Annotated in this window: 21 protein-coding genes; 14 read left to right on the top strand and 7 right to left on the bottom strand. The window is 70.6% G+C overall.

The features are described 5' to 3' along the window. Positions 1–16: 16 nt before the first annotated feature. Together BLR05_RS02955 and BLR05_RS02950 are read right to left on the bottom strand one after the other, a co-directional pair. A complete protein-coding gene (locus BLR05_RS02955; protein ID WP_092832235.1) occupies positions 17–1867 on the bottom strand; it encodes a nitrite/sulfite reductase in 1851 nt (616 codons plus the stop codon). A gap of 28 nt (positions 1868–1895) precedes the next feature. Next, entirely contained in the window at positions 1896–2699 is an 804-nt protein-coding gene (locus BLR05_RS02950) for a sulfite exporter TauE/SafE family protein (RefSeq protein WP_092832234.1), read from the bottom strand. A gap of 212 nt (positions 2700–2911) precedes the next feature. Between BLR05_RS02950 and BLR05_RS02945 the strand changes: the two genes are divergently transcribed. Next, positions 2912–4156 (top strand): MFS transporter, encoded by a 1245-nt coding sequence (locus BLR05_RS02945; protein ID WP_092832232.1) that lies wholly within the window; start codon positions 2912–2914, stop codon positions 4154–4156. A 37-nt stretch (positions 4157–4193) separates the two neighbouring features. Here the strand turns inward: BLR05_RS02945 and BLR05_RS02940 are convergent, their stop codons facing one another. The 3 genes from BLR05_RS02940 to BLR05_RS02930 form a co-directional block, all read right to left on the bottom strand. Then, the gene (locus BLR05_RS02940) at positions 4194–4373 is read right to left on the bottom strand and encodes a hypothetical protein (protein ID WP_192883907.1); all 180 of its coding nucleotides are present in this window, start codon (positions 4371–4373) and stop codon (positions 4194–4196) included. A gap of 92 nt (positions 4374–4465) precedes the next feature. Continuing rightward, on the bottom strand, positions 4466–6379 hold the full coding sequence (gene mnmC / locus BLR05_RS02935) for a bifunctional tRNA (5-methylaminomethyl-2-thiouridine)(34)-methyltransferase MnmC2/FAD-dependent 5-carboxymethylaminomethyl-2-thiouridine(34) oxidoreductase MnmC1 (RefSeq protein WP_092832230.1): 1914 nt from the start codon (positions 6377–6379) through the stop codon (positions 4466–4468). A 159-nt stretch (positions 6380–6538) separates the two neighbouring features. Next, positions 6539–6811: an oxidative damage protection protein gene (locus tag BLR05_RS02930; RefSeq protein WP_092832229.1), complete on the bottom strand. Its 273-nt coding sequence runs from the start codon at positions 6809–6811 to the stop codon at positions 6539–6541. 208 nt (positions 6812–7019) lie between these two features. Between BLR05_RS02930 and BLR05_RS02925 the strand changes: the two genes are divergently transcribed. The 10 genes from BLR05_RS02925 (at position 7020) to BLR05_RS02880 (ending at position 14692) form a co-directional block, all read left to right on the top strand. Next, positions 7020–8045: a sulfate ABC transporter substrate-binding protein gene (locus BLR05_RS02925; RefSeq protein ID WP_092832227.1), complete on the top strand. Its 1026-nt coding sequence runs from the start codon at positions 7020–7022 to the stop codon at positions 8043–8045. 47 nt (positions 8046–8092) lie between these two features. Continuing rightward, the gene (gene ssuE, locus BLR05_RS02920) at positions 8093–8680 is read left to right on the top strand and encodes an NADPH-dependent FMN reductase (RefSeq protein ID WP_092832226.1); all 588 of its coding nucleotides are present in this window, start codon (positions 8093–8095) and stop codon (positions 8678–8680) included. 138 nt (positions 8681–8818) lie between these two features. Continuing rightward, positions 8819–9802 (top strand): sulfonate ABC transporter substrate-binding protein, encoded by a 984-nt coding sequence (locus BLR05_RS02915; protein ID WP_092832224.1) that lies wholly within the window; start codon positions 8819–8821, stop codon positions 9800–9802. 35 nt (positions 9803–9837) lie between these two features. After that, complete coding sequence (locus BLR05_RS02910; protein ID WP_092832223.1) at positions 9838–10062, top strand: hypothetical protein; 225 nt, start codon at positions 9838–9840, stop codon at positions 10060–10062. A gap of 30 nt (positions 10063–10092) precedes the next feature. Then, positions 10093–11271, top strand: coding sequence for an FMNH2-dependent alkanesulfonate monooxygenase (gene ssuD / locus BLR05_RS02905; protein ID WP_092832221.1), 1179 nt, complete (start codon positions 10093–10095; stop codon positions 11269–11271). Positions 11272–11296: 25 nt separating this feature from the next. Next, positions 11297–11671 carry a VOC family protein gene (locus BLR05_RS02900; protein ID WP_092832220.1) on the top strand — a complete coding sequence of 125 codons (375 nt, stop codon included), beginning with the start codon at positions 11297–11299 and terminating at the stop codon, positions 11669–11671. After that, positions 11668–12546, top strand: coding sequence for an aliphatic sulfonate ABC transporter permease SsuC (gene ssuC, locus BLR05_RS02895; RefSeq protein ID WP_092832218.1), 879 nt, complete (start codon positions 11668–11670; stop codon positions 12544–12546). The genes BLR05_RS02900 and ssuC overlap by 4 nt, the downstream gene beginning before the upstream one ends. A gap of 17 nt (positions 12547–12563) precedes the next feature. Continuing rightward, positions 12564–13382 carry an ATP-binding cassette domain-containing protein gene (locus tag BLR05_RS02890; RefSeq protein WP_092832471.1) on the top strand — a complete coding sequence of 273 codons (819 nt, stop codon included), beginning with the start codon at positions 12564–12566 and terminating at the stop codon, positions 13380–13382. A gap of 59 nt (positions 13383–13441) precedes the next feature. Then, a complete protein-coding gene (locus BLR05_RS02885) occupies positions 13442–13657 on the top strand; it encodes a TOBE domain-containing protein (RefSeq protein WP_011796117.1) in 216 nt (71 codons plus the stop codon). A 105-nt stretch (positions 13658–13762) separates the two neighbouring features. After that, the gene (locus BLR05_RS02880) at positions 13763–14692 is read left to right on the top strand and encodes a CysB family HTH-type transcriptional regulator (RefSeq protein WP_092832217.1); all 930 of its coding nucleotides are present in this window, start codon (positions 13763–13765) and stop codon (positions 14690–14692) included. A 33-nt stretch (positions 14693–14725) separates the two neighbouring features. On the opposite strand, the gene BLR05_RS02875 is transcribed toward BLR05_RS02880, so the two are convergent. After that, the gene (locus tag BLR05_RS02875) at positions 14726–15085 is read right to left on the bottom strand and encodes a c-type cytochrome (RefSeq protein WP_092832215.1); all 360 of its coding nucleotides are present in this window, start codon (positions 15083–15085) and stop codon (positions 14726–14728) included. A 370-nt stretch (positions 15086–15455) separates the two neighbouring features. Here BLR05_RS02875 and BLR05_RS02870 point away from each other — a divergent pair, with 370 nt between their 5' ends. From BLR05_RS02870 to alaS, 3 genes are all read left to right on the top strand, one after another. Beyond that, positions 15456–16499 carry a hypothetical protein gene (locus BLR05_RS02870; RefSeq protein WP_092832214.1) on the top strand — a complete coding sequence of 348 codons (1044 nt, stop codon included), beginning with the start codon at positions 15456–15458 and terminating at the stop codon, positions 16497–16499. A 122-nt stretch (positions 16500–16621) separates the two neighbouring features. Next, complete coding sequence (locus tag BLR05_RS02865) at positions 16622–17767, top strand: ROK family protein (RefSeq protein ID WP_092832212.1); 1146 nt, start codon at positions 16622–16624, stop codon at positions 17765–17767. Between the two features lie 149 nt (positions 17768–17916). Next, positions 17917–20547: an alanine--tRNA ligase gene (gene alaS / locus BLR05_RS02860; protein ID WP_092832210.1), complete on the top strand. Its 2631-nt coding sequence runs from the start codon at positions 17917–17919 to the stop codon at positions 20545–20547. A 63-nt stretch (positions 20548–20610) separates the two neighbouring features. On the opposite strand, the gene BLR05_RS02855 is transcribed toward alaS, so the two are convergent. Next, positions 20611–21657, bottom strand: coding sequence for a GGDEF domain-containing protein (locus BLR05_RS02855; RefSeq protein ID WP_092832208.1), 1047 nt, complete (start codon positions 21655–21657; stop codon positions 20611–20613). Between the last annotated feature and the right edge of the window lie 6 nt (positions 21658–21663).

The following is a 21663-nucleotide window of genomic DNA, read 5'->3' as shown; positions in this document are numbered from 1 at the left end:
ATGCGGTGCTCGGGGCTCAGGCGGCCACGCTCTCGGCGGGATGGCGGGCGGCGTTGGCGGCGGCCTTGAAGGGCTCGATGCCGACGCGGCGCACGGTGTCGATGAAGTGCTCGTGCTTCTGGCCGCGGGCGCTGCCGGTCGCCTCGGGCGACAGCGGCTGGCGCTGGTCGCGGTAGGTGGCCAGCAGCGCCTCGATCACGCCGGGCACTTCGGCCGCGCTGAAGGACGGCCCGATGATCTTGCCGGGCACGGCCGGGCCCGACAGGTCGGTGCCGTCGGCGCCGCCGAGCGTGATCTGGTACCACTCCTTGCCGTCCTTGTCCACGCCCAGGATGCCGATGTGGCCGCTGTGGTGGTGGCCGCAGGAGTTGATGCAGCCGCTGATGTGCAGGTCGATCTCGCCCAGGTCCCACAGCTCGTCCAGGTCCTGGTAGCGCTCGGTGATGGCTTCGGCGATGGGCAGCGAGCGCGCATTCGCCAGCGAGCAGAAGTCGCCGCCGGGGCAGGCGATCATGTCGGTCAGCAGGCCGATGTTGGGCTGGGCCAGGCCCAGCGCGCGCGCTTCCTGGTAGAGCGCGGGCAACTGGTCGGCGCGCACCCAGGGCAGCACCAGGTTCTGCTCGTGCGTCACGCGCGCCTCGCCGCAGGAGTAGCGGTCGGCCAGGTCGGCGGCCGCGTCCATCTGGTCGGCCGTGGCGTCGCCGGGCGCATGGCCGACGCGCTTGAACGACAGCACCACGGCGCGCAGCAGCGGATGGCGGTGCGGCAGCACGTTGCGCGTGAGCCAGCGGCCGAAGCCCTGGTCGCCCTCGGCGGCCGCGCGCAGCAGCGAGAGCGTCTGGCTCTCGGCATCCGCGCCGCCCACGTCGGGCACGGGGTCGTGGAAGCAGGCGGCGACGCGGTCGTACTCGGCCTGCGTGATGGTATGGGGGCCGCCCTCCACCTCGACGATCTGGCGGAATTCCTCTTCCACCTGGTCCACGTAGGTCTGGCCCTCGGACTTCACGAGGATCTTGATGCGCGCCTTCCAGAGGTTGTCGCGGCGGCCGTAGCGGTTGTAGACGCGGATCACGGCCTCCAGGTAGTTCATGAGCTGGTTCCAGGGCAGGAACTCGCGCACCACCGGGCTGATGACCGGCGTGCGCCCCATGCCGCCGCCCACGCGCACCTGAAAGCCCAGGTCGCCGGCCTCGTTCTTCACGAGCTGCAGGCCCACGTCGTACCAGCCGAGCGCGGCGCGGTCTTCGCGGGCGCCGTTGAGCGACACCTTGAACTTGCGCGGCAGGAAGGCGAACTCGGGGTGCAGCGTGCTCCACTGGCGCAGGATCTCGGCGAAGGGCCGCGGATCGGCGATCTCGTCGGCCGCGATGCCGGCCAGCGCGTCGCTCGTGATGTTGCGGATGCAGTTGCCGCTGGTCTGGATGCCGTGCATGTGCACGGAGGCCAGCAGATCCATCACGTCGGCGCTCTTGTCCAGGGGGATCCAGTTGTACTGCACGTTCGTGCGCGTGGTGAAGTGGCCGTAGCCATAGTTCAGGCGCGTGCCGATGCGGCGGCCGTCGGCGAGCGGGATGTCTCCGAGTTTCTCCTGCGTGGCCTGGGCCTCGGCCAGCAGCGCCGGCTCGGGGATGTCGTAGTCGCGGGCGATGCGGGCCAGCACGCGCAGCTGGCCGCTGGACAGTTCGCCGTAGGGCACGGCCACGCGCAGCATGGGCGCATAGCGCTGCACGTACCAGCCGTTTTGCAGGCGCAGCGGCTTGAACTCGTCGCCGGAGAGCTTGCCCGCCTGGAAGCGCTCCAGCTGGTCACGGTACTGTTCCGCGCGCAGGCGGATGAACTGTTGGTCGAATTCTGTGTATTGGTACATGGTGGGGTTGCACGCCTCGCGGGCGCACTCAGATCAGAACCAGTTTGGCGCCCGCCCAGGCGAGCAGCACGGAAAGGGCCGAGCGGATGAGCCGCTCCGGCGCGCGGGACACGAGCCGCGAGCCCAGCCAGATGCCCGGCAGCGAGCCCGCCAGCAATTGTGCGAGAAGCGGCCAATCCACGGAGCCGAGGGTGGCATGGCCCAGGCCCGCCACCAGCGTCAGCGGCACGGCATAGGCGATGTCCGCGGCGATCACGCGCGGCAGCGGCAGCAGGGGGAACACCATCAGCAGCACGGTGACGCCGATCGCGCCGGCACCCACGGAGGTGAAGGTGACCAGCGTGCCGATCAGCGCGCCCAGCAGCACGGGCAGGCTCCAGTGGCGGGGGCGGTCGGCCTGCCGGCCCTCGTTCTGGCGGGCAGCGCGCTCTGCGGCCTGCCGCGCCGGGGAGAAGGCGAAGGCCTTGTACAGCGTGGCGGCCGCCGTGAGCAGCAGGGCGCCGCCCAGGGTGGTGGTCATCAACTGCTGCGCGGTGGCGCTCGTGGGGCCGATGGTGCGCAGGGCCTGGAGGGCCAGGAGGGCGGACGGGATGCTGCCGGCGCACAGCAGGGCCACCACGCGCCAGGGTACGAGGCGCTGGCGGGCCAGGCTCACCGTGCCGCCCATCTTGGTGAAGGCGGCGAACAGCAGGTCCGTGCCGACGGCCAGATGGGGCTTGACGCCGAAGAAGAAGATCAGCACGGGTGTCATCAGCGAGCCGCCGCCGACCCCGGTGAGGCCGACGATCAGGCCCACCGCGAACCCCGCGAAAACGAACGCCAAATCATGCATGGGCGTGACTGTAGGGGCTCGCCTTATGGTTTCAAACTATTGTTTGCTCCTTCAGGTATATCGATATATGTATATTGGTGTCGGACGCTCCGCCGCCGTCCGCCGGTGCGGGTCGCCATTCCACGGTTCAGGCCGGCGCGGTGTGCACGCTTGGCGTATCGTTGGCGCCGGGCGTCTGCCGCCCTTGCAGCCCTCGCCGCAGCGCCTCGCCCATGAACGACACCACTCCCCCCGCTTTGTCACCAGCTGCCAGCACCGGCACCGATGCGTTCTCGTGGCGCCGGATCGCGCTGCCGGCCTTCGGGCCGTCGCTGCTGTTCGGGGTGGGCGAGGGGGCCATCCTGCCGATCGTGCCGCTGCTGGCCCGGGAACTGGGCGCATCGGTATCGATGGCGGCCTTCGTCGTCACGCTGATCGGGCTGGGTTCCCTGCTGAACAATATTCCCGCGTCGTACATCACGATACGCTGGGGCGAGCGCTGGGCGATCGTCGCCGCGGGCCTGTGGAGCGCTATCGGTATGGCGCTGGCCGTGCTGCTGCCGGGCGTGGTCCCGCTGGCGATCGGCTGCTGCATGGTGGGCATGTCGCAGGCCATCTACAACTTGGCGCGCCAGAGCTACCTGACCGAGGCCGTGCCGGCCGCCTATCGCGCCCGGGCCCTGTCCACGCTGGGCGGGGTGATGCGCATCGGCATGTTCATCGGGCCATTCCTCTCGGCCGCGGCGGTGCATGCCTTCGGGCTGAAGGCCGCCTTCGCCGTCGGCATCGCGGGCGTGCTCGCGGCGGCGGCCGTCGGCGCCCGGTTGACGGACCTCGTGGCGCCACCGCATCCCGCGGGCGCGCCGGCCCCGGCGCCGGTGGGCCTGGGTTCGATCCTGGCGGACCACCGCCGGGTATTCCTGACCCTGGGACTCGGCGTGGCACTGGTGAGCGCGGTGCGCGCTTCGCGCCAGGCGGTGATCCCGCTGTGGGCGGACCACCTGCTGCTGGCGCCGGCGGTCACCTCGGTGATCTACGGCATCGCCGGCGGCATCGAGATGCTGCTGTTCTACCCGGCGGGCCGTGTGATGGACCTCAAGGGCCGCCGCTGGGTGGCCGTGCCGTCGATGGCGATCATCGGGCTGGCGCTGCTGGCGATGCCATTCACCGGCGGCTTCGCGACGCTGCTGATCGCCGCGACGGCGATCGGCTTCGGCAACGGCATCGGCTCGGGCCTGATCATGACGCTGGGCGCGGACTTCGCGCCCCGCCACGGCCGCCAGTACTTCCTCGCGGTGTGGCGCTTCCTGTCGGACCTCGGCGGCTCCTGCGGGCCTGCGCTGCTGTCGGCGCTGGTGGCTACCGCCTCGCTGGCCGGCGGCATCGCCGTGACCGGACTGCTCTCGCTCGCCGCGGCGGCCATGCTCGGCGTGTGGATACCGGCGCGCAAGGCGAAAGCCGGCCCGACCACCCCTTGAGCCGTCGGAAGGTAACGTCTGCCTTGCGCCGGCCAGGTCAGCGGCTGGCTGGAATCCGGTAGACCACGGTGTCGTACTTCGTTCCCTGCCGGCGGGAGACGGGGACACCGCCGAGCGACTCGGCGATGCGGCGGCTGGGCATGTTGGCTTGCGCGACGGGGTGGATGGAAGCGGCGGGCCATCTCCGCCAGAAGCGGCCGAGGCGACGGGATTTCACACTGGCTCCATTGCGCTTTCGCAGCTCTCCCGAAGGCAGGGGTGGATACGCCGGACATTGTGCCTGCACGGCGCTGACGGGCTTGCGAACGTTCAGTCTCCAGGAAGCCGCTCGGTGGACAGCGCCCGTGCCAGGCGGGCTTCCACGGGCAGCGGTTCGCCCATCATGCGGGCGGCCAGCAGTTCCCCGCACAGCTGCGACAGTGTGAGCCCGCGCGCGCCCATGGCGGCGCAGACCCAGAGCCCGGGCTGCCGTGCGGCATCCACCGGCCCGACGAAAGGCAGCCGGTCGGGCGCGGTGCAGCGCACGGCGGCCCAGTGGCCGGGGGCGGCGCCCGGGCCGGCGATGGCGGGCGCAAGCCCCTGCGCCAGCGCGGGCAGCAGTTGTTCCAGCTTGGCGGCGTTGGCCGCATGGGCTTGCGCCTGTTCCTGGGGCGTGGGGGGCAGTTCCGTCTGGCCGCGCTCGAAGGTCGAGCCCATCACCCAGATCGCATGGCCCGGCGCGCCGGCGTGCGGCACCAGGTTGCCGTGGCCGTTGACGGGGAAGGGCGGCCATGCCGCCGCCGGTTCCGCCTCGCCGCGCACGCCCCAGCTCACCTGGCCGCGCAGCGGGTGGATGGGGTACCGATCGGGCAGCCAGGGCCGGCTTCCGTAGCCGGCCGCGATGACCACGTGGGGCGCCTCGGCCAGCAGTGCGCCATCGGTGCCGAAGGCCTGCCAGCGGACGCCGGCGCCAGGGGCCTCCACCGGCTCCAGCCGGGCGATTGCGCTGCCGCCCTGCCAGTGGATGGCCGGATGGTCCAGCAGGGCGCGCACCAGCCGCGCCGGGCGCAGCCAGCCGCCGCGCACATGCCAGGTGGCGACGGCGGTGGCCGGCAGGCCGGCGGCCTGCCGCGTGGCGGCATCGGCAGGCCGGCTCCATTCGGCGCCGGCCGGGGCATCCCCGGCCCAGGCGGCCGGCAGGCGGCTCCTGCCGGCCAGTTCATGCTCCAGCACGCCGCAGGCGCTCCAGTCCTCGCCGTCGGCCAGCGCATGCATGCCCTCCAGGGCGTGCAGCGTGGCCCGCACGCCTGCGCGCGACAGGCGAGAAAGCGGACTGTCGTCGGGCGACACGTGCGGCGCGAACACGCCGGCCGGCAGGCCCGAGGCACCGGCCGCCGGCTCCGCGCCCTCGTCCAGCACCCGCACCTGCCAGCCGCGCCGTGCCAGGCTCGCCGCCACGGCGGCGCCCGACAGCCCGCCGCCGATGACCAGCACGCCCGACGGTCCGCCCGGCACGCGGACATCGGACAGCTCCGCCTGGGCGGGGCGCGGCTCCCACGCCGGATCGAACACGGCCTGCAGATTGGCGCGCTTGGGGGGAAGTCCCGGCACCTTGTGCACCTGGAAGCCGCATTGCGCGAGCCCGTCGCGCACCGCGCCGGCCACGCTCCAGGTGGCGAGGCGGGTGCCGCGGCGGCAGCAGCGCGCCACGGCCTTGAGCGTGTGCATTTCCCAGAGTCCGGGGTTCACCTGGGGACTGAAGCCGTCCAGGTACACCGCGTCGGCCACCGGCTGCTGCTGGCGCAGCATGGCCTGCGCATCGCCGATGTAGAGCGTGAGCAGCACCTGGCCGCCCTCGAATGCCAGGCGGTGCACGCCGGGCAGCAGGCCCCAGTACCGGGCGTGCAGGGCGCGGGCCAGCAGTTCCAGTTCGCCATGCCCCTGCAGGGAGCGCAGCAGGTCGTCCGCGGAGACGGGGAACGCCTCGCAGGACACGAAATGCAGCAGCCGCGGCCGTGCGGGGTCGGCGCGCCAGGCGGCCCAGGTGGTGATGAAGTTCAGGCCGAAGCCGAAGCCGGTCTCCAGCACCCGCCACTGCGCCTGGCCGGCCCAGGCCTGCGGCAGTCCGCAGCCGTGCAGGAAGACTTCGCGCGCCTGCGCGAGCCCGGTTTCGCTGTGGTAGCGGTCGCCGAAGCGCGGATTGAACGGGGTGCCGTCGGGGAGCCAGTCGATGGGTTCGGACATGCGGCGATTGTCGGGGCGCCGCGGGGGCCGGCGGCTTGCGCGGCGTCAGGGGCCCGCGTGGGAGCGCTGCCGCACAAAAAGAAAAGCCCGGCGGGGCCGGGCTGTCGGGCGTGGATGGCGAAGGCAGGGGCCGGCACGGGAGCCGGCACCGCCCGCGCGTCAGGCGCTGGGGGGCACGTAGCCCGCGGCGGCATCCGCGCCGCCGCCGAAGAAATGCTGCTCCATCTGGCGCGCGAGGTACTGCCGCGCACGTGCATCGGCGAGGTTCAGGCGGTTCTCGTTCACGAGCATGGTCTGGTGCTTGAGCCAGCCGGCCCAGGCTTCCTTGCTCACGTTTTCGAAAATGCGCCTGCCCAGGTCGCCCGGGTACGGAGGGAAGTCGAGGCCTTCGGCTTCCTTGCCGAGCTTGATGCACTGGACGGTACGGGCCATGGGTGGGTTCCTTGTTCTGACGGAAGAGAAAAGACGAAGGTCTTCGCACGGAAGGTGCGAGACACGGAGAGAGGGTGTTCCAAAGATGTTTTGGAAATTTAAAACTGAAATTTCAGTATTTTCAGTTTTGAAGAGGGGCTTTCAGAATGCGGTGCATCGGTGCCGTGCTCTACCGCACCGTCCACGGATCCCCTTTGGAAAGTCCCTCATGAACCTTCGCCGCCACTTTATCAAGTTTCCCGCCGCCGCCGTCCTCGCCGGTGCCATGGCCGCACTGGCCACGCCGGCCATCGCCCAGCAGCCGGCGCAGTTGCTGAACGTGTCGTACGACCCGACGCGTGAACTGTATGTGGACTACAACCAGGCGTTCGCCAAGTACTGGAAGGGCAAGACCGGACAGGATGTGCAGGTCAAGCAATCGCACGGCGGCTCGGGCAAGCAGGCGCGCTCGATCATCGACGGCATCGACGCCGACGTGGCCACGCTGGCGCTGGGCGGCGACATCGATGCGCTGGTCAAGCATGGCGGGCTGGTCAGGCCGGACTGGCAGAAGCGCCTGCCGCACAACTCCGCGCCCTACACCTCCACGATCGTGTTCCTCGTGAAGAAGGGCAACCCCAAGGGCATCAAGGACTGGGACGACCTCGTGAAGCCCGGCGTGCAGGTGATCACTCCCAATCCCAAGACGTCCGGCGGTGCGCGCTGGAACTACCTGGCCGCCTGGGAGTACGCCAAGCGCAAGTACGGCGGCGACGCGCAGGCGAAGGAATTCGTCGGCAAGCTCTACAAGAACGTGCCGGTGCTCGACACCGGCGCGCGCGGCTCCACGATCACCTTCGTGCAGCGCGGCGTGGGCGATGTGCTGCTGGCCTGGGAGAACGAAGCGTTCCTGGCCCTGAAGGAGTTCGGCGCAGAGAAGTTCCAGATCGTGGCCCCGTCGCTCTCCATCCTGGCCGAGCCCAGCGTGGCCGTGGTGGACAAGGTGGTGGACAAGAAGGGCACGCGCGCCGTGGCCGAGGAATACCTGAAGTACCTCTACTCGGACGAGGGCCAGGACATCGCCGGCAAGCATTTCTACCGCCCGACCGGCGAGAAGGCGAAGGCCAAGTACGAGGCGCAGTTCCCCAAGCTCACGCTGGTCACCATCGACCAGGCGTTCGGCGGCTGGACCAAGGCCGACCAGGACCATTTCGCCGACGGCGCCAGCTTCGACCAGATCTACACGAAGAAGTGAGTCTGCTGGCCGCCCGCCTTGTCTCCGCCACCGAGAAAGCCGTTCCCATGTCCATCCTCCTGATCGCCGGAAGCCCCTCGGAGCGTTCGCGTTCGGCCGCGCTGCTGGACGGCGTGTCGCTCCGGCTCGCGGTGCGCGGTGCGGCGGTGCACCGCCTGCACATCCGCGATCTCTCGCCCCAGGCGCTTCTGCTGGCGGACACGGGCCACCGTTCCATCGCCCGCGCGGTGGACCAGGTGGCCGAGGCCGACGCGCTGGTGGTGGCCACCCCGGTCTACAAGGCGGCCTACAGCGGCGTGCTCAAGGTCTTCCTGGACCTTCTGCCCCAGTCGGCGCTGCGGGGCAAGGCCGTGCTGCCTCTGGCCACGGGCGGCAGCCCGCACCACATGCTGGCGCTGGATTACGCCCTGCGGCCGGTGCTGCAGTCGCTCGGCGCCCGCCACATCCTGCCAGGGGTCTATGCGACCGACGCGCAGGTGGCGCTGACGCCCGAAGGCGCCTATGCCATCGGGCCCGAAATCTCCCAGCGGCTCGATGAAGCGCTGGACCTGCTCGTGAACGACGCGATGCGCCTGCCGGCCCACGCCGTGCGTTTCCCACCCATTCCCTTCGACCAGGTGCGATGTAGCGTCTGACGGGAAGGCGCAGGCGCCACCTCCGATTTCCGATCCGTTCGTTCCCGCAGGGCATGGCGTGCGCCGCCCCTGCCGGGCGCAGCCTTGGCCGGTGGGCAGGGCCGCCCCTGTCCATCCATTCTTTCCGGAGCTTTCGACATGGTCCCGTTGTCCCGATCTTCCGCCACCGATGTCTCTTCCCGCCGCCGCTGGCTGGCCGCCGGCGCGGGCGCCGCCGCCCTGGCCGCGCTGCCGGGCTGGGCGCAGTCCGCAGGTGCCGCGCGCACCCTGCGGGTCGGCCACCAGAAGGGCTGGCTTTCGCTGCTGAAAGCGCGTGGCACCCTGGAAAAGCGCCTCGCCCCCCTGGGCGTGAAGGTGACCTGGACGGAGTTCAACGCCGGCCCGGTGCAACTGGAGGCGCTGAACGTCGGTTCCATCGATTTCGGCGACGTGGGCGAGGCCCCGCCGATCTTCGCCCAGGCCGCGGGTGCGCCGCTCGTGTATGCGGGGGCGACGGTGCCGCGCCCGGCGCTGGAGGCGGTGGTGGTGCCCAAGGGCTCGGCCATCCGCAGCGTGGCGGACCTCAAGGGCAGGCGCGTGGCCTACAACAAGGGCTCCAACGTGCATTACTTCCTCGCGAAACTGCTGGAGAAGAACGGCCTGCAGTACCGCGACGTGCAGTCCGTCTTCCTGGCCCCGCCGGATGCGCGCGCTGCTTTCGAGCGCGGCGCGGTGGACGCCTGGGTGATTTGGGACCCGTTCCTCGCCGCGGCCCAGAAGGCGCTGGACGCGCGCATCCTGGCCGACGCCACGGGCGTGGTGAACAACCGGGCCTTCTACTTCACCTCGCGCGACTTTGCCGCCCGCAATGCGGACGTGCTGCGCATCGCCATCGAGGAGGTGGACGGCATCGACCAATGGGTTTCGGGCCACAAGGCCGAAGCCGCCGCGGAATTGTCCCAGGTGCTGGGCCTGGACCGTGCGGTGACCGAACTGTTCGTCGGCCGCGTGGGCTACGGCACGCGGGCCGTGACCCGCGAGATCCTGGCCGAGCAGCAGGCCATCGCGGACACCTTCTTCGATCTCAAGCTGATACCGAAGAAGCTCGACGTGCTGCAGGCCGCGCCTGTGGAACTGCTGTAGCCCGTTACGGCCCGGCCGCCCGAGGAGCACCACCCATGTCCATCCTGCCAACGTCCACGGCCCTCGGTCCGGGCGCGCGGCGCCTGCTGGCGGTGACCGCGCGCGCCTGGGGGCTCCGTCCCTCGGTGCACACCCAGGGCGCCGCGGTCCCGCATCCGCACCCCGCACAGCGCACGGCACGGCATGCGCCGCCCACCGTGCCCAAGCCGGCGCCGGTGTCCGTGCCTGCCCCCTGGCCGCGCTTCGCCATCTCCTACTGACATCGTTCCCATCTTTCGAGAAAGCCTCCCATGCACGTGTTCTGGTTCATTCCCACCCACGGCGACAGCCGCTACCTCGGGACGTCCGAAGGGGCCCGCGCCGTCAACTACGACTACCTGCGCCAGGTGGCCACGGCGGCCGACACTCTGGGCTACGAAGGGGTGCTGATCCCCACGGGCCGCTCCTGCGAGGACCCCTGGGTCGTCGCCTCGGCGCTCGCGCCGGTGACGCAGCGCCTGAAGTTCCTCGTGGCGGTGCGCCCGGGCCTGCACCAGCCGGCCCTGGCCGCGCGCATGGCCGCGACCTTCGACCGGCTGTCGGGCGGGCGCCTGCTCATCAACCTCGTGACGGGGGGCGACCGCGCGGAACTGGAGGGCGACGGCGTCTTCCTGGACCACGCCCAGCGCTATGCGCAGTCGGAGGAATTCATCCGCATCTGGCGCGAGATCCTGTCGCGCAGCCACGAGGGCGGCACCTTCGACTATGAGGGAGAGCACCTGTCGGTGAAGGGCGCCAAGCTGCTCTATCCGCCGGTGCAGAAGCCCTATCCGCCGGTGTACTTCGGTGGCTCGTCGGAGGCGGCGCACGACCTCGCGGCGGAACAGGTCGATACCTACCTCACCTGGGGCGAGCCGCCGGCCGCGGTGGCGCAGAAGGTGGCCGATGTGCGCGCCCGCGCCGCGAAACGGGGGCGCACGGTGCGCTTCGGCATCCGGCTGCACGTGATCGTGCGCGAGACCGACGAGGCCGCATGGGCCGCCGCCGAGGAGCTCATCAGCCGCGTGCAGGACGAGACCGTGGCGCAGGCGCAGGCGGTGTTCGCCCGGATGGATTCCGAAGGGCAGCGCCGCATGGCCGCGCTGCACGCCGGCGGCACCCGCCGCGCCCGCGCGGACCTGGAGATCAGCCCCAACCTCTGGGCCGGCGTGGGCCTGGTGCGCGGCGGTGCGGGCACGGCGCTGGTGGGCGATCCGCAGACCGTGGCCGCGCGCATGCAGGAGTACGCGGACCTGGGTATCGACACCTTCGTGCTCTCCGGCTACCCCCACCTGGAAGAGGCCTACCGCTTCGCGGAACTGGTGTTCCCGCTGCTGCCGGCCGAGGTGCGCGAGCGCATCGGCGGCGGCGGCCGGGCGGCGGGCCCCCTGACCGGCCCCTTCGGCGAAATCGTGGGCAACCAGTACGTGCCGCGCGCGGCGCAGAGCTGAGCGGCCCGCGCAACAGGAGATTCCCATGGCCATCCATTCCATCAACCATGTGCAGCTGCCGTTTCCCGCAGGCGAGGAGGGCGCCATGCGCGCCTTCTATGCCGGCCTGCTCGGCCTGGCCGAGGTGCGGTATCCGGCCGAGAACGCGCTGCATTTCGCGGCCGGGCACCAGCGCATAGCCCTGGTACCCACCACGCGCTGGCAGCCGGCGCCCGCGGCGGCGCACCTGGCGTTCGAAGTGGACAACCTGCCCGAACTCCGCGGCCGCCTGCTGCAGGCCGAGCTTCCCCTGGTGGAAAACCGGGCACTTCCGGGCTACCTGCGCTTCTACGTGAAGGATCCGGCCGGCAACCAGCTCGAGTTCCTGGAGCCCGATGCGGAAGCAGGTGCGCTGGTATGACGGGCCCCGCCATCTCCCCCGCGGTGCGCGAGCTGCAGGTGTCTGCCGCCACCGACACCCCCGAGGAGCCCGGCACGGGCCTGCCCGCGCCCGTGCGGCAGTGGGCTGCCGCCGTGGGGCAGCGCCTGCTGCCGTGGCTGGTGCCGGTGGCGCTGATCGCGGCCTGGCAGGTGGCCTCGGCCCAGGGATGGCTGTCCAGCCGGGTGCTGCCGGCGCCGTCCGACGTGCTCAAGGCCGCCTGGCAGCTCGGCGAATCCGGCGAGCTGTGGACCCACGTGAAGGTGAGCGCGGGCCGCGCGCTGGCGGGGCTGGCGATCGGCGGCGGCCTGGGCCTGCTGCTCGGGCTGCTGACCGGCTCACTGCGCTGGGCGGAGACGCTGCTCGACTCCACCGTGCAGATGGTGCGCAACATCCCCGCGCTGGCGCTCATCCCGCTGGTGATCCTGTGGTTCGGCATCGACGAATCGGCCAAGGTGTTCCTGATCGCGGTCTCGGTGTTCTTTCCGATCTACCTCAACACCTTCCATGGCATCCGCAACGTCGATCCGGGCCTGATCGAGATGGGCCGCACCTACGGGCTCTCGCGCTGGCAGCTCTACCGCGAGGTGATCCTGCCCGGCGCGATGTCCTCCATCCTCGTGGGCCTGCGCTTCTCGCTGGGGCTCATGTGGGTGATCCTGATCGTGGCGGAAACCATCTCCGCGCAGGCCGGCATCGGCTACCTCACGATGAACGCGCGCGAGTTCCTGCAGACCGACGTAGTGCTCGTGGGGATCCTGCTCTACGCGCTGCTGGGCAAGCTGGCGGACGTGTTCGCGCGCGGCCTGGAGCACTGGTGGCTGCGGTGGCATCCCGGCTACCAGGCCAAGGCATGAACGAAGGAGACGGCACCATGTCCGCCCCGCATACCGTTTCCACCCCCGCGCCCGGCCTGCGCCTGCAGGCGCGCCGGCTGACCAAGCGCTACGGCGCGCGCGACGTGCTGCGGCAGGCGCAGCTCGCGATCGAGCCCGGCGAGTTCGTCGCCATCGTCGGCCGCAGCGGCTGCGGCAAGAGCACGCTGCTGCGGCTGCTCGCCGGCCTGGAAGCCGCCAGCGCCGGAACGCTGGACATCGACGGCACGCCCGTCGATGGACTGCACGGCGACACCCGCATCATGTTCCAGGAAGCGCGCCTGCTGCCGTGGCGGCGCGTGCTGGACAACGTCACCCTGGGCCTGCCCGCGGGCTCGCAGGAGCGCGGCCGCGAGGTGCTCGGCCAGGTGGGCCTGGCGGACCGGGCCGGGGAGTGGCCGGCGCGCCTGTCCGGCGGCCAGCGCCAGCGCGTGGCCCTGGCCCGGGCCCTGGTCCACCAGCCGCGCCTGCTGCTGCTGGACGAGCCCCTGGGCGCGCTGGACGCGCTCACCCGCATCGAGATGCAGCGCCTCATCGAAGGGCTGTGGCAGCGGCACCGCTTCACCGCGCTGCTGGTCACGCACGACGTGCAGGAGGCCGTAGCCCTGGCCGACCGCGTGGTGCTCATCGAGGACGGCCGCATCGCCCTGGATGAGCGCATCCCGCTCGCGCGGCCCCGCTCGCACGGTGACGCGGCGTTCGCGGCCTTCGAGAAACGCATCCTCGACCGGGTGCTGCAAAAGCCCGCGGCCGAACCCTCTGACGGCGATGGCGCATGGCCGGGCGTTCCGGCGCATGGCCTGCGCTGGGCGATCTGAGCCACCCGGTTTCCATCCCTTTTTTGTTTCACCTTCCAACCACCACAGGAGTCCATCCCATGTCCATCCAGGCCATCAACGTGCGCAACCAGTTCAAGGGCAAAGTCCGCGAGATCATCCGCGGCGATGTCGTCTCGGAAGTCGATGTCGAAACGCCCTGGGGCATCGTCACCTCCGTCATCACCACCCGCTCGGTGGACGACCTCGGGCTGCAGGTCGGCTCCGACGTGGTGGCGCTGGTGAAATCGACCGAAGTCTCCATCGCCAAGCTCTGACGTGCCCGGGTGGGGGCACGGCGCCCGGCCGCCGGCCCCTGTCGCCCACGCGCTGACCCCCGCGCGTTGATCGGCCGCATAACAACAGGAAAGCCCGGCGAATCCATGAATTTCCAGCAACTGCGTTCCGTGCGCGAGGCCGTGCGCACGGGTTTCAACCTCACCGACGTGGCCCGCATCCTCCACACCTCCCAGCCCGGCGTGAGCCGGCAGATACGCGAGCTGGAGGAGGAACTGGGCCTGGAGATCTTCGTGCGCGCAGGCAAGCGGCTCACGGGGCTGACACCGCCGGGATCCACCTTGCTGCCCATCGTCGAGCGGCTGCTGCTGGAGGCGGAAAATCTGCAGCGCGCCGGGCACGATTTCCGCGCCAGCGGCGAAGGGCGCCTGTCCATCGCCGCCACGCACTCGCAGGCACGTTACGCGCTGCCGCAGGTGGTGCGCGATTTCCGGGCGCTGTTCCCGCATGTCTCGCTGCACCTGCACCAGGGCTCGCCCCGGCAGGTGGCGGAGATGCTGCTTTCGGGCGAGGCCGACATCGGCGTGGCCACGGAGGCGCTGGCGGGCTACGGCGAGCTGGTGACCCTGCCGTGCTACCGGTGGTCCCACAGCATCGTGGTGCCGCCGGGGCATCCGCTGCTTGACCTGCCCGAGCCGCCCACCCTGCGGCAACTCGCGCGCTTCCCGATCGTGACCTATGAGCTGGGCTACACCGGCCGCGCCCATATCGACGAGGCTTTCGCGCGCGAGGGCCTGCAGCCGGACGTGGTGCTCACCGCCATGGACGCGGACGTGATCAAGACCTATGTGGAACTGGACATGGGGGTGGGCATCGTCGCCTCCATCGCGCTGGACCCGGAGCGCGACCGGCACCTGCGCATGATCGATGCGCGCCATCTGTTCGAAGTCAATCTTACCCGCCTCGGCCTGCGGCGCGGCAGCTGGCTGCGCGGCTATGCCTACCGGTTCATCGAAGCCTTCGTGCCCACCCTTACGCGCGAAGCGGTGGACGAAGCGCTGTGCACCGAGCGCTGAGGCGGGTGGTGGCAGCAGCTGCAGTGGCGGCTGCTAGCCCTTGCGCCGGGCGAGGATCCAGCGGGCCAGGGACCGGGCCTCGTCCTCGCCGATGCGCGGATGCCGCGGCATGAGCGCGCGGCCCCATTCGCCCGCGCCGCCGTTGCGGATCCGGCCAGAGAGGTAGGTTTCGGCATTCCTGTCGCCGCGATAGCGTTCCGCGATTTCCGTGAACCCGGGGCCCACATAGGCGCGCACCATGGCATGGCAGCGCATGCAGCCGTGCTCGCGCACGAGGTCACCGGCATCCGCCCGGGCGGGTGCAGGCAGCGCCGTGGCCAGGCAGAGGGCGGCTCCGGCGCAGGCCCGTGCGGCGCGCGCGGCGTGGAGGAGGGCGGTGGATGGCGGCGGCATCGTGTCGGTGGACAGCCCGGAGGCGCGCCGGGCCGGGAACGGCAATGCGCCGAGTATGCCGCCACCGCCGGCCTGCCGCCGCGGTGCACGGCATGCCCGCCGGCGCCCTGGCATTCTCGGTCCGCGCATAAGCAAGCGCGATCTGGTCGCTTGGCCCTGCCGGCATGCCGCCCTACATTGGATCCATCGCAGCGCCGCGGGCAGAGCCTCTCCGCCCCCGGCCTCCGGTTTGTCAGTAGGGGGTCTCCTTTCACAGCCCGCATCGCGCGGGCTTTTTTTTGGCCGTTGACCCACCCAGGCAGCGCCGCATGCGCCGCGTACACTTTCCTCCAGGCGCCGCGCCGTCCCCGCGCCCAACGGAGTCCCATCGATGAGAACTGGAACATGGCCCTGTCTCGTGGCGGCATGCCTGGCTGTGTGGGCGGCACATGCCGCCGCGCAGCCTTCCGATTGCACCGTGGCGGCCGGCCCCGCCTGCTACCAGCGCTTCGAGCCACCCGGGGCCGGGGGCGCACTGAACTACTACGCGTCGCTGGCGCCCGCAGAGGGCACGGCGCCGACGCAGGCGCTCGTCGCCCTGCATGGCCACCCGCGCGATGCCGGCAAGACCTTCGGCGCCGCGCTGCAGGCCGTGCGCAATGCCGGTGCCCCGGCCGCCACGCTGGCGGACACCCTGGTGGTTGCGCCGGTGTTCCAGGTCGCGGCGGACCGGGCCTCCCGGTGCAGTTCCCCGGGCCTTCCCGCCGCGCAGGACGGCGACCTGCTGTGGACCTGCAGCTCATGGATCGAGGGAGGGTCGTCGGCCAACGGGGCGCGCATCACCTCGTTCGCGGCGATGGACGCGCTGGTGGCCGAACTGGTGCGGCGCTGGCCCGGCCTGCGCACCGTCACCGTCGCGGGCTTCTCCGCGGGCGCGCAGATGGTGCAGCACTACATCGGTTTCGCGAACCCGGCGCCGGCCGGCGGGTCCTCTTCCGCCGTCGCGCTGCGCTATGTGGTGGCCGACCCCGGCACCTGGCTGTACTTCGACGCCTGGCGCCCCCATCCGCCCGCCGATGGTGCCTGCCCGGGCGTGAACCACTGGAAATACGGCACCGACGGCCTGCCCGCCAGTCTGGGGCGCGGTGCCGCACAGGCGCGCGAGCGATACGCGGCCGCCGACGTCGGCTACCTCGAGGGCGCCCTGGACAGCAGCGACGCCAGGGGCACGTACTACGGCATCCTCGACAAGTCGTGCGCGGCCATGGCCCAGGGGCCATACCGCCTGCAGCGCGGCCTGGCCTACGCAGAGTACGACCGGACGCTGCTGGCGCCCGGACGGCGGCGCGAGGTGGTCGTGGTGCCCGGCTGCGCGCACGACGTGGCGTGCGTGTTCCCGTCGGAGGCGGCCCGCCCGGTCCTGCTGGGCCGCTGACCGCCGCCCGCGACCCGCGGCACGGTTTGGCGGCGTTGGCTGACGCGCCCGGCCGGCCCGGCAAGGCACCATGGGAGCCGGGACCCCCGCAGTGGGGCCGTTTCCTCCCTACGAACACGACCATGGCATCCAAAGAGAAGGAAGAAGCTCCGGCGTCCGCCGCTGCCGCCGAGCGCGAAGAGAAGGCCCGGCTGGCGCTGTGCGCGGCCGGCCCCCACGGCGAAATGGAGCTGGCGTCCGTCACCATCGACGACTACAGCCTCGAGCTGCGCGACGGCGACGGCTTCGCAGGCGACAACGCCAGCCGCACGGCGTTCCGGCACATGCTGGACGCCTGGCGCATGGTGTATGCGGAAATGGCCGGCAAGGACCCGCTGGGCGACAAGCCCACGCGCGAGATCAGCAAGCAGCGCCTCGACGAGATGCTCGCCAAGGACGGCGTGGCGGCGCGGGCCATCGAGGCCGCTTCGCAAGACTATGCGCAGCAGTTCGCGCACGTGGTGCTGCGCTTCCTGCAGCACAGGACCTGGAAGGGCGTGGAGCGCGTGATCGTGGGCGGGGGCTTCCACCAGAGCGAGGTGGGCGAGCGCGCCATCGCCCATGCGGCCGGACTGGTCGCCGATGAACTGAAGCGGAAAAAAAAGGATCCGGTGGAGCTGCGCCTGCTGCACCACCATGCGGACGAGGGCGGTCTGATCGGCTGGGTGCACCTGGCGCCGCCCGCGCTGCTGCAGAGCTACGACGCCATCCTGGCGGTGGACATCGGCGGAACCAACGTGCGCTGCGGCATCGTGCAGACGCACCTGCATGCCGCGCCCGACATGTCCCGGGCCGAGGTGCTGCGCCGCGAAAAGTGGGGCCATGCCGACGACTCCCCGCGCCGGGACGAACTCGTGGGAGGCATCTCCGGCATCCTGGAAGACCTGGTGGACCATGCCAGGAGGAAGCAACTGAGCCTGGCGCCCTTCGTCGGCGTGGCCTGCCCGGGCCTGGTCTGCGAGGACGGATCGCTCGCAGGAGGCACCCAGAACCTGCCGGGCAACTGGGAAAGCATCCGCTTCCACCTGCCGCGCGATCTCTGCGAGCGCCTGCCGACCATCAACGGCGGCCGCACGCAGGTCTGCCTGCACAACGACGCGGTGGTGCAGGGCCTCTCGGAGCTGCCCTTCACCCAGGATGTGGCGCGGTGGGCGGTGCTCACCGTGGGCACGGGGCTGGGCAACGCCAGCTACACCAACCGCACGCCGCAGAAGCGCCCGCGCCGCTGACCGGCCTCCATCGGCCCTCCCGCGCGCGGGGGCGGCCGCGCGGCCGGCGGAAGGGGGCATGCGGCTCGATAGAATCACGGGTTACGTCTTCACAATACCGCGGCTGCGCCCGGCGCAGCGCTCCTACAGGCTCGCAGCCCCCTTCGCCCATGACGAAACCGACCCCGCCGTCGTCCGTAGCCGACATCCGCAAGAGTTTTCTGGACTTCTTCGCCTCCAAGGGCCACACCGTGGTGCCGTCCAGCCCGCTGGTGCCGGGCAACGACCCCACGCTGATGTTCACCAACTCCGGCATGGTGCAGTTCAAGGACGTGTTCCTGGGCACCGACAGGCGCCCCTACGTGCGGGCCACCTCGGTGCAGGCCTGCCTGCGCGCCGGCGGCAAGCACAACGACCTGGAGAACGTGGGCTACACCGCGCGCCACCATACCTTCTTCGAGATGCTGGGCAACTGGTCCTTCGGCGACTACTTCAAGCGCGAGTCGCTGAAGTGGGCCTGGGAGCTGCTCACCGAGGTCTATGGCCTGCCGAAGGAACGCCTGCTCGCCACCGTGTATGCCGAGGATGACGAGGCCTACGACATCTGGACGAAGGAGATCGGCCTGCCGCCCGAGCGCGTGATCCGCATCGGCGACAACAAGGGCGGCCGCTACAAGTCCGACAACTTCTGGATGATGGCCGACACCGGCCCCTGCGGCCCGTGCTCCGAGATCTTCTACGACCACGGCCCGCACATTCCCGGCGGCCCCCCGGGCGGCCCCGATGAGGACGGCGACCGCTTCATCGAGATCTGGAACAACGTGTTCATGCAGTTCGACATGGCGGAAGACGGCTCCGTCACGCCGCTGCCCGCGCCCTGCGTCGATACCGGCATGGGCCTGGAGCGCCTGGCGGCCATCCTGCAGCACGTGCACAGCAACTACGAGATCGACCTGTTCGCCGCGCTGATCCAGGCCGCCGCGCGCGAGACCGGCATCACGGACCTCGCCAACCCCTCGCTCAAGGTGATCGCCGACCACATCCGCGCCACCGCCTTCCTGGTGAGCGACGGCGTGATCCCGAGCAACGAAGGCCGCGGCTACGTGCAGCGCCGCATCGTGCGCCGCGCCATCCGCCACGGCTACAAGCTCGGCCGCAAGACGCCGTTCTTCCACAAGCTCGTGAAGGACCTCGTCGTGCAGATGGGCGACGCCTATCCGAAGCTGCGCGAGCAGGAGCAGCGCATCACCGAGGTGCTCAAGGCCGAGGAGGAGCGCTTCTTCGAGACGCTCGCCAACGGCATGGACATCCTCGACGCGGCCCTGGGCGGCGGTGCGAAGGTGCTGCCGGGCGACGTGGCCTTCAAGCTGCACGACACCTACGGCTTCCCGCTCGACCTGACCAACGACGTCTGCCGCGAACGCGGCGTGACGGTGGACGAGGACGGCTTCAAGGCTGCCATGGACCGCCAGAAGGCCCAGGCCCGTGCCGCCGGCAAGTTCAAGATGGACAAGGCGCTCGACTACGCGGGCGAGGCCAACCGCTTCAGCGGCTACGACGGCCTGACCGAAAGCGCGAAGATCGTGGCGATCTACGTGGACGGCACGAGCGCCCAGGCGCTGGAGGCCGGCCAGAGCGGCGTGGTGGTGCTCGACAACACCCCGTTTTATGCCGAAAGCGGCGGCCAGGTGGGTGACCAGGGCGTGATCCACGCCGGTGGCGCGCGCTTCGCCGTGGACGACACGCTCAAAATCCGTGCCGATGTCTATGGCCACCACGGCCGCCTGGAGTCCGGCGCGCTGCGCGTGGGCGATGCCGTGCAGGCCGAGGTCGATGCCGCGCTGCGCGCCGCGACCATGCGCAACCATTCGGTCACGCACATCATGCACAAGGCCCTGCGCGAAGTGCTGGGCAGCCACGTGCAGCAGAAGGGTTCGCTGGTGAATGCCGAGCGCACGCGCTTCGACTTCGCGCACAACGCGCCGGTCACGGACGCGCAGATCCGCGAGATCGAGCGCCGCGTGAACGAGGAAATCCTCGCCAACACGCCGACCGGTGCGCGCGTGATGGACATCGAATCCGCCCAGAAGACCGGCGCGATGATGCTGTTCGGCGAGAAGTACGGCGAGACCGTGCGCGTGCTGGACATCGGCACCAGCCGCGAGCTGTGCGGCGGCACGCACGTCGCCCGCACGGGTGACATCGGCCTGTTCAAGGTGGTGGGCGAGAGCGGCGTGGCCGCGGGCGTGCGCCGCATCGAGGCCGTGACGGGCGCGGGTGCGCTGGCCTACCTGCAGCAGCTCGAGGACACGGTCGCCAAGGCGGCGGGCGCGCTGCGCGCCCCGGCCGCGGAGATCACGGGCCGCATCGGCCAGGCGCTCGACCAGGTCCGGGCGCTGGAGCGCGAGGTGGCGGCCCTCAAGGGCAAGCTGGCGTCCAGCCAGGGCGACGAACTGGCCGGCCAGGCGGTGGACGTGAAGGGCCTGAAGGTACTGGCCGCCACGCTGCCGGGCGCGGACGCCAAGACGCTGCGCGACACCATGGACAAGCTCAAGGACAAGCTCAAGAGCGCGGCCATCGTGCTCGCGGCGGTGGACGGTTCCAAGGTGCAGATCGCGGCGGGCGTCACGCCGGATGCGATGGCGAAGGTGAAGGCCGGCGAGCTGGTGAACTTCGTCGCGCAGCAGGTGGGCGGCAAGGGCGGCGGCAAGCCCGACATGGCGATGGCCGGCGGCACGGATGCCGCGGCGCTGCCCACGGCGCTGGCCTCCGTGGCCGGCTGGGTGGGCGAACGCGCCTGACCGGGCCGTGTCCAATGCAAAAGGCCCGCTTGCGCGGGCCTTTTGCATTCGTTGGGGTGGGCGTCAGAAGAGCTCGACGTCGTCGTTCGCGACCTTGGCCTGCAGGTGCCCTTCACGCACCAGGTCGTCGTAGTAGCACACGCGGTTGCGGCCGTGTTCCTTGGCGTAGTAGAGCGCCTGGTCCGCCTGGCCCAGGATCTCCACCGGCGCACCGCGCTCCGTGCTGGCGAAGCCCAGGCTCACCGTGACCCGTCCCACCTGCGGGAAATCGTATTCCTGCACGGCGTTGCGGAACCGGTTGAAGGCCTTGTGGGCGGTGGCGAGCGTCGTCGAGCGCAGCAGGACCACGAACTCCTCCCCGCCGAAGCGGAAGATGCGGTCGTGCCCGCGGAAGGAGTTGCGCAGGATGTTGGCGATGAGGATCAGCACCTCGTCGCCATAAAGATGCCCGAACCGGTCGTTCACCTGCTTGAAATGGTCGATGTCCACCACCGCCAGCCAGTGCTGCAGCACCTCGCCGCGTGGCGGGGACGCAGCCTCGCCCGTATCGGCATCCGCCTCGACCGGCGCGCCGTTGGGCACGCCGGCGCGCCGTGCGAACTGCTCGTCGAAGGTCTTGCGGTTGAAGAGTCCGGTCAGCGCGTCGCGCTCGCTGTAGTCCAGCAGGCTCTGGTAGTTCTGGTAGACGAAGAAGACGCTCTGGATCACGTCGAGCTTGTGGGCCGAGAAGGGCCGCGACTGCGTGACCTCGATGCAGGCATGCACCGTCTCGTGCAGCCACACGGGCAGCCACAGCATGTGTTCGCCGCGCCGCACGGATTGCAGCACGTGCGGCCTGCGCTGCGCGATGCATTCGTGCAGTGCCGGGAACGCCGACAGGGGTTCGCGCCGCGGATCGACCGGGGCTTCCCATTCGGTGGTGACCATCTGTCCGTCCTTGTGCCAGGTGCGCGGCCGAACGTAGGCCTCGCCGCCCGACTGGAAGATCTCCAGCGCGCGCACCGCCTTGATGGACGGAAGCTTGTGCAGGGTGGACAGCACCGACACTTCCAGCCGCAGGTGATCGCGATGGCCGGTCATTTCGACCAGGTTGTCGAGGATGGGCTTCATGGGTGC

The organism is Paracidovorax cattleyae (assembly GCF_900104515.1).
Taxonomy (GTDB): Bacteria; Pseudomonadota; Gammaproteobacteria; order Burkholderiales; family Burkholderiaceae_C; genus Paracidovorax; species Paracidovorax cattleyae.
The sequence above is the reverse complement of the archived record's forward strand: the minus strand, read 5'-3'. Positions and strand labels throughout refer to the sequence as shown.